Origin of the sequence: Pseudorhodoplanes sinuspersici, assembly GCF_002119765.1 — a bacterium.
GTDB lineage: Bacteria > Pseudomonadota > Alphaproteobacteria > Rhizobiales > Xanthobacteraceae > Pseudorhodoplanes > Pseudorhodoplanes sinuspersici.
In genome coordinates this window covers 2,025,509-2,037,156 of the sequence record NZ_CP021112.1, presented here as the reverse complement: position 1 = coordinate 2,037,156, position 11,648 = coordinate 2,025,509, and the positions used below count along the sequence as shown (strand labels likewise).

Here is an 11,648-nt window from a genome sequence, read left to right as displayed (position 1 = left end):
GAATCCAGCACAGTTTTTGTGGAGCCCTAGATTCCGGGTTCACGCGCTGATGCGCGTGAACCCGGAATGACAATCAATCCGGGATAACGGCGGTGGTCTCGATTTCCAGCCGCGCGTCCTTCTCGACCAGCGATTTGACCTGCACCAGCGCCATCGCCGGGAAGTTGCGGCCCATCACCTCGCGATAGACCTTGCCAAGATCGGGCAGGCAATTGCGATATTCGTCGATGTCGACGACATACCAGGTCATGCGCACGACATGTTCCGGTCCGGCGCCGCCTTCCTTCAGTACGGCGACGATGTTCTCCAGGAGTTGCTTCGTCTGTGCGACGAAACCTTCCGGAAGCTTGAACTCCGTATCCCAGCCGATCATGCCGCCGACGAACACCATCTCGCCGCGCGCCTTGATGCCGTTGGCATAGCCTTTCGGCTGCGGCCAGCCAGCCGGATTGAGGATGGTGTTCGTTGCGGGGAGTTTACGGGCGGTGTCAGACACGAGAATCTCCTAAGCCAAAGTCACGCTGACCGCGACTCCCTCCCCCTAAAAGGGGGAGGGTTGGGGTGGGGGTCTTGTCTAAACTGACCCCCACCCGACCGCCGTCGCTTCGCGACGACAGTCGACCTCCCCCTTTCAGGGGGAGGTAGGTAGGAGTCAGTGGCCAAATCATAAATACCCATGATGCCCGTTCACTACGACGCCATCTTCGCGGCGGATTCCGACGCGAGCTTGCGCAATTCGAAACGCTGCAGCTTGCCGGTCTGGGTGCGCGGCAGCGCCGTCACGTATTCGATCGCACGCGGATATTTGTAAGGCGCAACCGTATTCTTGACGTGATCCTGCAAGGTCTTCGTCAATGCCGCGTCGCCTGAATGACCCGCACGCAGAACGATGTAAGCCTTGACGATGAAGCCACGGTCCGCATCCGGCGCACCGACCACGCCGCATTCGGCCACGGCGGGATGTGCGAGCAGCACTTCCTCGACTTCCGGACCTGCAATGTTGTAGCCCGACGATACGATCATGTCGTCGGAACGCGCCTGATACCAGAAATAGCCGTCCGTATCCTGCACATAAGTATCGCCGGGAAAATTCCAGCCGAACTGCACATACTTGGTCTGACGCTGGTCGGCGAGATAACGGCAACCCGTGGGACCGCGCACGGCAAGACGTCCGATCGTTCCGCGCGGCACTTCGTTGCCGCTGTCATCGACGACCTTGGCGACATAGCCCGGCACCGGCTTGCCGGTCGAGCCGGCCTTCACCTCGTTCATCGGCGACGCGATATAGATGTGCATCATCTCGGTGCCGCCGATGCCGTCCAGCGCCTTGAGGCCGGTTGCGTTCTCCCACGCCTCGAATGTCGATTTCGGCATGGTCTCGCCGGCCGATACGCAGATGCGCAGCGACGAGATATCGTGCTTTTGCAGATTGGCGATCATGGCGCGATAGGCGGTCGGGGCGGTGAAGCAGACCGTCGCTTTGTATTTCTCGATCGCCGGCAGCAATTCGTCCGGCGGCGCTTTCTCAAGCTGGATCGTCGCCGCGCCGATGCGGAACGGAAACAGCACGTGACCGCCAAGGCCGAAGGTGAAGGCGAGCGGCGCCGAACCGATGAAGCGATCGTCCGGAGATGCCTGCAGCACGTATTTTCCATACGAATCGCACGGCGCCAGCATGTCGCGGTGGAAATGCATGGTGCCTTTCGGTTCGCCGGTTGTGCCAGATGTGAAGGCGATCAGGCAGACATCGTCGATGGCGGTATCGAACGCATCGAACTTTTCGTAGCCCGGCTTGTTCATCAGCGCTTCGAGCGAACCCGGCGCGCCATTGCCCCAGTAAACAGCGCGTTCGAGATCGGGCGCGATGTCCTTGGTCTTGTCGACCTCGACCGCAAGCCGGTTGTCAGCGAGCGCGAGTTTGATGCGCGCTTTCTTGCAGGTGTAGGACAATTCCTTCGCACGCAGCAGCGGCATGGTGGCGACCGTGACGCCACCGGCCTTCATCACCGCGAGATAAGCGGCGATCATGGTCGGGCTGTTGGTGCCATGCAGGAGCACACGATTGCCCGACACAAAGCCGAGATCCTTCGTCAGCACATTGGCGATGCGGTTGATGCGCTCGGCAAGCTGCGCATAGGTCAGCGTTTCGTTCGGCGAGACGATGGCGATGCGATCGCCCTGCCCCGAGGCCACCCACTTGTCGACGAATTCGGTGACACAGTTCAGCCGATCCGGATATTGCAGCTCCGGCAGCGTGAACAGGAATTCGGGCCACTCGCTTTGCGGCGGCAGATTGTCCCGAGCGAACGTGTCTTTATACAGCGAGGGAATCATAGCCATGCTCCTCAGAACGCCTTTCTCATTCCCCGGTCTTCAGCTTGCGGCCGATGCGGCTGCAAAATTCTTCAAGGCTTCGCGCGCGATCACGACCTTCTGCACTTCGGTCGCACCTTCATAGATGCGCAGCGCGCGAATCTCGCGATACAGCTCTTCGACCTTGTTGCCCTTGGTGACGCCCTGACCGCCGAACAATTGCACGGCGCGGTCGATCACGCGCTGGGCGGCTTCAGTCGCATGCATCTTCGCCATCGCCGCCTCGCTGGTGACGCGGGCGGCGCCGTTATCCTTGGTCCAGGCGGCACGATAGACGAGGAGGGCCGATGTATCGACATCGGTGATGCTATCGGCCAGCGCGCCTTGCGTCAGCTGCAGATCGCCGAGCGGCGCGCCGAACAATTTACGGTTCACGGCGCGCGAAGTCATTTCGTGCAGAGCGCGGCGCGCGAAGCCGAGCGCGGCCGCACCGACCGTCGAGCGAAAGATATCGAGCGTCGACATCGCCACCTTGAAGCCTTCGCCCGGTGCACCGAGACGGTTTGCCACCGGCACGCGCACATTGTCGAAGCGGAGCGTCGCCAGCGGGTGCGGCGCAATCACTTCGATGCGCTCTTCCACGCTCAGGCCTGGCGTATCGGCGTCGACCATGAACGCCGACAGGCCCCGCGCGCCCGGTGCTTCGCCGGTGCGAGCGAATACGACGTAATGATCGGCAATGCCGCCATTGGAGATCCAGGTCTTGTTGCCGTTCAGGCGCACATGCGTGTTCCCGTCCGGCTCCGCCGTCATCTTCAACGCGGCGACGTCCGAACCGGCCTCGAGTTCGGAAATCGCGAAGGCAGCAATGCTTTTGCCCTTGCCGACATTCGGCAGATAGCGTGATTTCAACTCCGGCGAGCCGTAAAGCGTGATCGAACCGGTGCCGAGACCCTGCATCGCGAAAGAGAAATCGGCGAGCCCGTCGTAATAGCCAAGGATTTCGCGCGACAGGCAGAGCGTACGCACATCGAGCGCGGCATGCATGCCACCGAATTCGCCCGGCACGGTCGGCGTCAGGAGCCCGGCTTCGCCCAGCGCCTTCACCCGCGCGCGGCAGGCTTCGTCGACATCGTCATGCGGCAGCGTGTGCAGGTTGTCCGCCGCCCAGCGCGACAGCTTCTCGGCATAGGCACGATGGCCATCGTTGAAGAAAGGCCAGGACAGGGTTTCGGCGAGTGACATCAATTGCCCTCAAAGACCGGTTTCTGCTTCGCCGCGAACGCATGGAAGGCGCGCGAGAAATCTTCCGTCTCCATGCACAAAGCCTGCGCCACGGCTTCCGCCTCGATCGACTGCTCGACCGACATCGCCCATTCCATCTCCAGCATACGCTTGGTCATGCCGTTGGCGAAGGTCGGCCCGTCCGCGATATCCTTGGCGAGCGCGGTCGCATCGGCGAGTACATTTTCCGACGACGACAGCTTGTTGAAAAAACCCCAGCGCTCGGCTTCCTCGCCGCCCATCGCGCGGCCGGTGTAAAGCAATTCAGCCGCACGGCCCTGGCCGATGATGCGCGGCAGGATCGAGCAAGCGCCCATATCGCAGCCGGCCAGACCGACGCGATTGAACAGGAACAGCACTTTCGCCTTTGCCGTGCCGACGCGCAGATCCGATGCCATGGCGAGGATCGCGCCGGCGCCCGCACAAATGCCATCGACCGCGGCAACGATGGTCTGCGGACAGGCGCGCATCGCCTTCACCGCCTCGCCGGTCATCTTGGTGAATTTCAGCAGATCGACCGTATTCATCTCGACCAGCGGGCCGATGATCTCGAACACATCGCCGCCGGAACAGAAATTGCCGCCCTCGCCGGTGATGACGAAAGCCTTGACCTGATCGTCATGGGCGGCGGCGCGGAAAATGCCGGCGATTTCGGCATAGCTTTCGAAGGTCAGCGGGTTTTTCCGCTCCGGCCGGTTCAACGTCAACGTCGCCAGCTTGCCCTCGACCACGAGCTTCACATGCTGCGCCTTGTAGGATGCCAACGGCAGCGGAACGGGATGGTGCGTCTTGAGGCTCATTTCTGGTCTCCGGCGTCGATGGCCTTGCGCGCGGAGAGCTTGGTCTTGGCGAGCAATTTCATCAGCGTATCGATTTCGTTTTCCGTCAGGTCGCTGAAGATTTCGGCGATCCAGCCCTCATGTGTACGCGCCAGCGAACGGAACGTGCGGCGGCCTTCCGCCGTGAGCGTGACGATCATCGCGCGGCGATCATTCGGCGCCGGCGTCCGCTCGACCAGATTGAGCGACACCAGACGCTCGACGAGACCGGTGACATTGCCGTTCGAGACCATCATGCGTTGCGACAATTCGCCGAGTGTCATGCCGTTCGGCGCCTTGTCGAGTTGCGCCATCAGATCGAAGCGCGGCAGCGTGACATCGAAGGTTTCGCGCAGGCGCGAGCGAACCTCGCATTCGATCAGTGTGGTGCAGGTCAACAGCCGCAGCCATAACCGCAATTCGGCCTCGTGATCGCCGGGCCGTTCCGCGACCTTGGTTTCCGCATCGAGCGGGATGATGCTTGTCTGCTCCATCAGATTTCTCCGCCGGCCACGGTCATCGCCGTGCCGGTCACGGCTGCCGCGTCCGCAGAACACAGGTAAAGCACGGCGGCTGCCACTTCCTGCGGCTTGATCAGGCGCGCGATCGGCATGTCTTTCACATATTGCGCGATGATCTCGTCATCGGACTTTCCGGTCTTCTTCGACACCGACGCCACGGATTCGCGCACGAGATCAGTATCGGTATAGCCCGGGCAGATCGCATTCACCGTCACGCCGGTTTTGGCGGTCTCGATCGCCAGCGAACGCACGAGGCCGACCACCGCATGCTTGGCCGTGCAATAGGCCGAGACGTAAGGATAGCCCTTCAGTCCCGCGGTCGAGGCGACGGCGACGATGCGGCCGAATTTACGCGCGACCATGTCGCCCATCACCGCCTGCGCGCAGTGGATGATGCCCATCACATTGAGATCGAACATGCGCTGGAACTGATCCGGACCGGTCTTGGCAAACGGGGCGGTTGCCACGCCGCCGGCATTGGCGACCAGGATGTCGAACGGGCCCCGCGCCGAAACCGCTTCTTTCACCCCGGCCGCGATCGCGGCCGGATCGGTGACGTCGGCGACGATCACGCCCCGGGCATGGCCTGCCGCCACAGCTTCATCGAGGGCCTCGCGGCTGCGGCCGAGAACGGTGACCGACGCCCCGTCGGCCGAAAGAGCCTCCGCCACGGCCCGGCCAATGCCGCGGCCGCCGCCGGTGACGAGTGCGTGCCGCCCGGAAAGCGCTGCCATCATGATACCCGCTGATCCAAGCCGATACTTTAAGCTTAAAATTTATAGGGTTCAAGCAGGGCCGTATGCCGCCAGAAATTGCCCGGCACTTGAGATGAATCAAACATCTTGCGCGAGGTTGTTTTAAGCTTAAAATAATCGGCAACCCAGTCATCAATATACTGGCGCGGAGGGCGCCCTCATGAAAGTCAATGTCATTGGCGGCGGCCCAGCCGGGCTCTATTTCGCAATTCTCTACAAGAAGGCGTGGCCGCAGGCCCGCATCACGGTCTATGAACGCAACCGGCCGGACGACACCTTCGGTTTCGGCGTGGTGTTCTCGGACCAGACGCTCGAGACTTTCCAGAAATACGATCTCGAAAGCTACCGGTCGATCACCGAGAATTTCGCCTACTGGGACGACATCGAAATCCATTTCAAAGGCATGACGCGCCGGATCGGCGGCAACGGCTTCTGCGGCTGCTCGCGGGCCACGCTGCTGCAACTGCTGCATCAGCGCGCGCAGGCGCTGGGTGTCGAACTGAAATTCCAGACCGACGTGACCGATATCGATGCAGCGATGCGTGACGCCGATCTCGTGATCGCGGCCGATGGTATCAACTCGCGCGTCCGCGAGACCTTCAAGGATCATTTCAAGCCGCATGTGGATCTGCGCCCCAACCGCTTCACCTGGATGGGATCGACCAAGCCACTCGACGCCTTCACCTTCTATTTCAAGGAAACCAAGTACGGCATCGTCATCGTCCACGCTTATCAATACGAGCCTGGCCGCTCGACCTGGATCTTCGAAACCGATCCGGACACGTTCGCGAAATTCGGCCTCGATCCGCTGGACGAGCCTGGCACAGCCAAGCTCATGGAAGAGCTGTTTGCCGAGGAATTGCAGGGCCACAAGCTGATCATCAACCGGTCGATGTGGCGCAACTTCCCGGCCATCCGTTGCGAGCGCTGGGTCTACGAGAACTGCGTCATCGTTGGCGATGCCAAGGCCACGGCGCATTTCTCCATCGGCTCCGGCACGAAGCTGGCAATGGAGGATGCCATCGGGCTCTATGAGGCGTTCCGCAAGGCCGGCAGCACCAATGTGCAGGCCGCACTCGCCTATTACGAAACCAACCGCCGCGAGGAAGTCGAGAAGACGCAGCATTCGGCCGATGTTTCACTGGTCTGGTTCGAGCATGTGAAACGCTTCTGGAACATGGACCCGACGCGCTTCATCTTCGGCCTGATGACGCGCTCGAAAGCGATCACCTACGACAACCTTGCCTTGCGTGCTCCGGACATCGTCAATGACATCGACCATCTCGTCGCCAACGAGACCAAGGCGCTGGGCTTCGATGTTGATACCAAGAAGCCGGTGCCGCCGATGTTTCAGCCCTTCCAGCTCCGCGGCATGACGGTGCCGAACCGCGTCGTGGTCTCGCCGATGTGCCAATATTCGGCGAAAGACGGTCTGCCGAACGACTGGCATCTCGTGCATCTCGGCAGCCGCGCGATCGGCGGCGCCGGTCTCGTCTTCACCGAAATGACCGACGTGTCGGCGGACGCACGCATCTCGCCCGGCTGCACCGGCCTGTATAACGATGAGCAGGAAGCCGCCTGGAAGCGCATCGTCGATTTCGTGCACAGCAATTCGGCTGCAAAAATCTGCATGCAGCTCGGTCATGCCGGGCGCAAGGGTGCGACCAAGCTGTCATGGGAAGGCAATGACGAGCCGCTGGAAAGCGGCGCCTGGCCGATCATCTCGGCCTCGCCCCTTCCCTATTATCCGAACAGCCAGGTGCCGCGTGAAATGACGCGCGCGGACATGGACAAGACGATTGCCGACTATGTTGCGGCGGTGAAGCGTGCCGAGCGCGCCGGCTTCGACATGATCGAACTGCATGCCGCGCACGGTTATCTGCTGGCGAGCTTCATCTCGCCGATCACCAACAAGCGCACCGATGAATACGGTGGTTCGCTCGAGAATCGCATGCGCTTTCCGCTCGACGTGTTCAAGGCGATGCGCAAGGCATGGCCGGACGACAAGCCGATGTCGGTGCGCATCTCGGCGACCGACTGGATCGACGGCGGCGTCACCGGGGACGATGCGGTGAAGATCGCGAAGATGTTCGAAGAACACGGCTGCGACCTGATCGACGTGTCGACCGGACAGACCGATCCGGCCTCGTCGCCGGTCTATGGCCGCATGTATCAGACGCCGTTCTCCGACCAGATCCGCAACGAAGCCGGCATCGCGACGATGGCGGTCGGCGCCATCACCACCGCCGATCAGGTCAACACCATCGTTGCCGCGGCGCGTGCCGATCTCGTGGCGCTGGCGCGTCCGCATCTGATGAATCCGTCTTTCACCATGCAGGCCGCCGCCTGGTACGGCGCCGACGATATTTACTGTCAGCCGCAATATCTCTCTGGCCGCGACCAGATCTTCCGTAACGCAGCGCGCGAGCGCGAAGAAATGACGGAACTGAAGCGCAAGGCCAAGCCGAAGCCGCAGATCGACAGCTGGAAACAGGCGGCGGAGTAATCCTTTCCCTCCCCCCGCTAAAGCGGGGCGGGGGGAAAAGCTAAACCATCAGATATTGCTGGCGGATATTCGCATCGTTTGCGAGCTGGTCCGATGTGCCGGTCCAGACGACATGGCCGCGCTCGACGATCACATGCCGCTCGGCGAGCTTCAGCATCGGCTCGAGATGCTTGTCGACCAAGAGGATCGATTGCCCCTCGGCCTTGAGGCGTGACAGGCACGCCCAGATCTCGCCGCGCACCAGCGGCGCCAGCCCTTCGGTCGCTTCATCAAGGATCAGCAATTTCGGATTGGTCATCAGCGCGCGGCCGATCGCCAGCATCTGCTGCTCGCCGCCGGACAGTTGATTGCCCATGTTATTTCGGCGCTCAGCTAACCGCGGGAAGAATTCGTAGACACGCTCCAGCGTCCATGACGGCTTGCCGAAGCGCGACGCCGATGTTGCAATCAGGTTCTCCTCGACGCTGAGCGCCGGAAAAATCTGCCGGCCCTCCGGCACAAGGCCGATACCATGCTGCGCGATCCGGAACGGCGGCTGGTTGGTCACCGTGTCGCCATTGAAGGTCACTTCGCCGGCGCGCGCCGCCACCAATCCCATGATGGTCAGGATCGTGGTGGTCTTGCCCATGCCATTGCGGCCGAGCAGCGTCACCACCTCGCCCGACGCGATGTCGAAGGTGATGTCGAACAGCACCTGTGCCGGACCATAGGATGCCTGGAGATTGCGAACGCTCAGCATCTTTTCACGCCGTTTCATCGCCGAGATAGGCGGCGATCACTTTCGGATCGCTGCGCACGCTGGCCGGGGCACCGGTCATGAGAATGCGGCCATAAATCAAGACCGACACGCGATCCGCCAGCGCGAACACCGCCTGCATGTCATGCTCGACCAGCACGATCGGGAAACGGCCTTTGAGCCGCTGCAGCACCGACACCAGCCGCGCGCTTTCTTCCCGACCGGTGCCGGCCATCGGCTCGTCCAACACCAGCAATTTCGGCTGCATCGCAAGCGCAATCGCGAGTTCGAGTGCGCGGCGCTCGCCATGCGACAGATGCGCGGCCTGAATGTCGGCACGATGCGCGAGCCCCACCTCCTGCAATGCGCTCATCGCCTGCGACGACAGATCCGCTTCCTTCGCCGCATCGCCCAAAAAACGGTAGCTCGAGCCGCTGCGCGCCTGCACCACCAAGGAGACATTCTCGAGCGCAGAGAAATTCGGCAGTGTCGACGTGATCTGGAATGAGCGCGCGAGACCGAGCTTGGCCCGTTCGAAGGGCGCGGATGCCGTGACATCGCCGCCGCAAAACACGATGCGCCCGGCATCCGGCGAAATGAGTCCTGAAATCTGATTGATCAGTGTGGTCTTGCCGGCACCGTTCGGACCGATCAGCGCGTGCAATTCACCCGGCAGTACATCAAGCGACAGATCGTCGGTGACGCGAAGGCCGCCGAAGTTCTTGCGCAGACCTTGCAGCGAGAGGACTGGCTCAACCACCGCGCAGCCTCCGCATAACCCAGCGCGAGATGCCAAGCAGCCCGCCCGGCACGAACACGACCACCAGCACGAGGAAAGGTCCGAAGATCATTTTCCAGTGTTCGGTGAACCCGGCGAGCCATTCTTCAAGCAAAAGAAACGCTGCGGTCCCGACGATAGCACCATTGAGCGAACCGATTCCGCCAAGGATGATCATGATCAGCAGCTCGCCGGAGCGTTGCCACGACATATAAGCGGGCGCGACGAAGTTGGTCGCGTTGGCAAGGAGAAAACCCGACAATCCGGCAATCATGCCGGCGATGACGTAGGCAACCAGTTGATAGCGATAGACATCGTAGCCGAGCGTGGTCATGCGCGTGGCATTCTCGCGCGCGCCGCGGAACACCCGGCCGAAGCGCGACGTCACCAGCGAGCGGCAGAAGACATAGACCGCAATCAGGCACAGCAACGTCACGTAGTAGAGCGCGCGATCGCTGCTGAGCAGATCAAGCCCAGCAATCGTACTGCGCTCCTGCAACGTCAAACCATCATCGCCGCCGTAAGGCGCCAGAGAGCTTGCGGTGAAAAAGGCCATCTGGCCGAAGGCCAGCGTGATCATGATGAAATAGACGCCGCGGGTTCGCAGGCAGACAATGCCGGTGAGCCAGGCGAACAGCGCCGATGCCGCGAGCGCAACCGGCAATGAGACCAGCGCATCGCCGAAGCCATGGCTCGCCAGAATGCCGACCGCGTAAGCACCGATACCCATGAAAGCGGCGTGCCCGAACGACACCAATGCGCCGTAACCGACCAGAAGATCGAGCGACAAGGCGGCGATCGAAAAGATCATCACCCGCGTGACGAGACTGAGCAGATAGGATTCCGCCGTGAACTGCCCAACGAACGGGATCAGCGCAAATAGCACGAAGATGATGAGCGGCAGCGCATAGCCGCGCCATGCACCGGCGGGCTTGACGACAGGAACGCGGTCGGCGGCGACATCGGCCATCGTCAGCGTCCTTTGGCCGGGAACAGCCCGGCCGGCCGGAAGTAGAGAACGAGCGCCATCAGCACATAGATCAGCATCGAGGCCAGTGCAGGCCCTACCGTGCGCGCCGTGCTGGAGGTCATGAACGTGCGCAGGATGTCGACCGCGAAAGATCGTCCCAGCGTATCGACAAGTCCGATCAGCAAAGCTGCAATGAATGCACCGCGGATAGAACCGATACCGCCGATGACGATCACGACGAATGCCAGAATGAGGATGCTGTCGCCCATACCCGGCTCGACCGACAGGATCGGCGCAATCATGATGCCGGCGAAGCCCGCCAGCATCGCACCGAAACCGAACACGATCGTGAAGAGGCGACGGATATCGACCCCGAGCGCCGAGACGATCGGCGCATGGGTCGATCCGGCCCGCACCAGCATGCCGATGCGGCTGCGGCTGACGAGGATATAGAGCAGCAAAGCAACGCCAAGGCCGGACCCGATGATAACAAGACGCCAAACCGGATAGAGCAGCCCCGGCATCAATTGCACCGAGCCGGACAGCGCCTCGGGCACCGGCAGCGACAACGGCGCCGCGCCCCAGAGATATTTGACCGCCTGATTGAGGAACATGATGATGCCGAAGGTGGCGATCACGTGGTCCAGGTGATCGCGGCCATAGAGATGCCGGAACACCACAAATTCCAGAAACAATCCGAAAGCCAGCGCAGCGATGAGCGCCAGCACCAACGCCAGTACGAAACTGCCCGTCAGTGCGTAGAACATCACCGCGAGATAGGCGCCCAGCATGTACTGAACGCCGTGCGCGAGGTTGATGAAGTCCATCACCCCGAAGACGAGCGTCAGCCCTGCTGCGATCAGAAACAGCAGGACTCCGAGCTGCAGCCCATTCAAGGTCTGTACGAAGAGGAGTGTCGCGCTCATTGTCGATTTCCGCTGCGTCCCGCAAATCCGGGACGCAGCGT

11 protein-coding genes are annotated in these 11,648 nt (G+C 61.7%); 1 reads left to right on the top strand and 10 read right to left on the bottom strand.

Annotated elements, in window-relative coordinates; translation table 11 throughout:
* Positions 1 to 73: 73 nt before the first annotated feature.
* The 6 genes from CAK95_RS09935 to CAK95_RS09910 form a co-directional block, all read right to left on the bottom strand.
* Complete coding sequence (locus CAK95_RS09935) at positions 74 to 496, bottom strand: RidA family protein (protein ID WP_245303695.1); 423 nt, start codon at positions 494 to 496, stop codon at positions 74 to 76.
* Positions 497 to 690: 194 nt separating this feature from the next.
* Positions 691 to 2,334 (bottom strand): benzoate-CoA ligase family protein, encoded by a 1,644-nt coding sequence (locus CAK95_RS09930; protein WP_086087774.1) that lies wholly within the window; start codon positions 2,332 to 2,334, stop codon positions 691 to 693.
* Between the two features lie 39 nt (positions 2,335 to 2,373).
* On the bottom strand, positions 2,374 to 3,558 hold the full coding sequence (locus CAK95_RS09925) for an acyl-CoA dehydrogenase family protein (RefSeq protein WP_086087773.1): 1,185 nt from the start codon (positions 3,556 to 3,558) through the stop codon (positions 2,374 to 2,376).
* Positions 3,558 to 4,397: an enoyl-CoA hydratase family protein gene (locus CAK95_RS09920; RefSeq protein WP_086087772.1), complete on the bottom strand. Its 840-nt coding sequence runs from the start codon at positions 4,395 to 4,397 to the stop codon at positions 3,558 to 3,560. The genes CAK95_RS09925 and CAK95_RS09920 overlap by 1 nt, the downstream gene beginning before the upstream one ends.
* Entirely contained in the window at positions 4,394 to 4,909 is a 516-nt protein-coding gene (locus CAK95_RS09915; RefSeq protein WP_086087771.1) for a MarR family winged helix-turn-helix transcriptional regulator, read from the bottom strand. Before CAK95_RS09915 ends, CAK95_RS09920 begins: the two co-directional genes overlap by 4 nt.
* The gene (locus CAK95_RS09910; RefSeq protein WP_425349682.1) at positions 4,909 to 5,673 is read right to left on the bottom strand and encodes an SDR family NAD(P)-dependent oxidoreductase; all 765 of its coding nucleotides are present in this window, start codon (positions 5,671 to 5,673) and stop codon (positions 4,909 to 4,911) included. Before CAK95_RS09910 ends, CAK95_RS09915 begins: the two co-directional genes overlap by 1 nt.
* Positions 5,674 to 5,851: 178 nt before the next feature.
* Between CAK95_RS09910 and CAK95_RS09905 the strand changes: the two genes are divergently transcribed.
* A complete protein-coding gene (locus tag CAK95_RS09905) occupies positions 5,852 to 8,197 on the top strand; it encodes a bifunctional salicylyl-CoA 5-hydroxylase/oxidoreductase (RefSeq protein WP_086087770.1) in 2,346 nt (781 codons plus the stop codon).
* A gap of 40 nt (positions 8,198 to 8,237) precedes the next feature.
* On the opposite strand, the gene CAK95_RS09900 is transcribed toward CAK95_RS09905, so the two are convergent.
* The 4 genes from CAK95_RS09900 to CAK95_RS09885 are packed head-to-tail and all read right to left on the bottom strand — an operon-like array spanning position 8,238 to position 11,607.
* Positions 8,238 to 8,936, bottom strand: a complete 699-nt coding sequence (locus CAK95_RS09900) for an ABC transporter ATP-binding protein (protein WP_086091315.1) — start codon at positions 8,934 to 8,936, stop codon at positions 8,238 to 8,240.
* A gap of 4 nt (positions 8,937 to 8,940) precedes the next feature.
* Positions 8,941 to 9,693: an ABC transporter ATP-binding protein gene (locus tag CAK95_RS09895; protein ID WP_086087769.1), complete on the bottom strand. Its 753-nt coding sequence runs from the start codon at positions 9,691 to 9,693 to the stop codon at positions 8,941 to 8,943.
* A complete protein-coding gene (locus tag CAK95_RS09890; protein ID WP_086087768.1) occupies positions 9,686 to 10,681 on the bottom strand; it encodes a branched-chain amino acid ABC transporter permease in 996 nt (331 codons plus the stop codon). The genes CAK95_RS09895 and CAK95_RS09890 overlap by 8 nt, the downstream gene beginning before the upstream one ends.
* Before the next feature lie 2 nt (positions 10,682 to 10,683).
* Positions 10,684 to 11,607, bottom strand: coding sequence for a branched-chain amino acid ABC transporter permease (locus CAK95_RS09885; protein ID WP_086087767.1), 924 nt, complete (start codon positions 11,605 to 11,607; stop codon positions 10,684 to 10,686).
* Between the last annotated feature and the right edge of the window lie 41 nt (positions 11,608 to 11,648).

Coding starts and splice junctions, on each gene's coding strand:
- CAK95_RS09930 (WP_086087774.1), bottom strand. CDS start 2,334: ATGATTCCCTCGCTGTATAAAGACACGTTCGCTCGGGACAATCTGCCG.
- CAK95_RS09925 (WP_086087773.1), bottom strand. CDS start 3,558: ATGTCACTCGCCGAAACCCTGTCCTGGCCTTTCTTCAACGATGGCCAT.
- CAK95_RS09920 (WP_086087772.1), bottom strand. CDS start 4,397: ATGAGCCTCAAGACGCACCATCCCGTTCCGCTGCCGTTGGCATCCTAC.
- CAK95_RS09915 (WP_086087771.1), bottom strand. CDS start 4,909: ATGGAGCAGACAAGCATCATCCCGCTCGATGCGGAAACCAAGGTCGCG.
- CAK95_RS09910 (WP_425349682.1), bottom strand. CDS start 5,673: ATGATGGCAGCGCTTTCCGGGCGGCACGCACTCGTCACCGGCGGCGGC.
- CAK95_RS09905 (WP_086087770.1), top strand. CDS start 5,852: ATGAAAGTCAATGTCATTGGCGGCGGCCCAGCCGGGCTCTATTTCGCA.
- CAK95_RS09900 (WP_086091315.1), bottom strand. CDS start 8,936: ATGCTGAGCGTTCGCAATCTCCAGGCATCCTATGGTCCGGCACAGGTG.
- CAK95_RS09890 (WP_086087768.1), bottom strand. CDS start 10,681: ATGGCCGATGTCGCCGCCGACCGCGTTCCTGTCGTCAAGCCCGCCGGT.
- CAK95_RS09885 (WP_086087767.1), bottom strand. CDS start 11,607: ATGAGCGCGACACTCCTCTTCGTACAGACCTTGAATGGGCTGCAGCTC.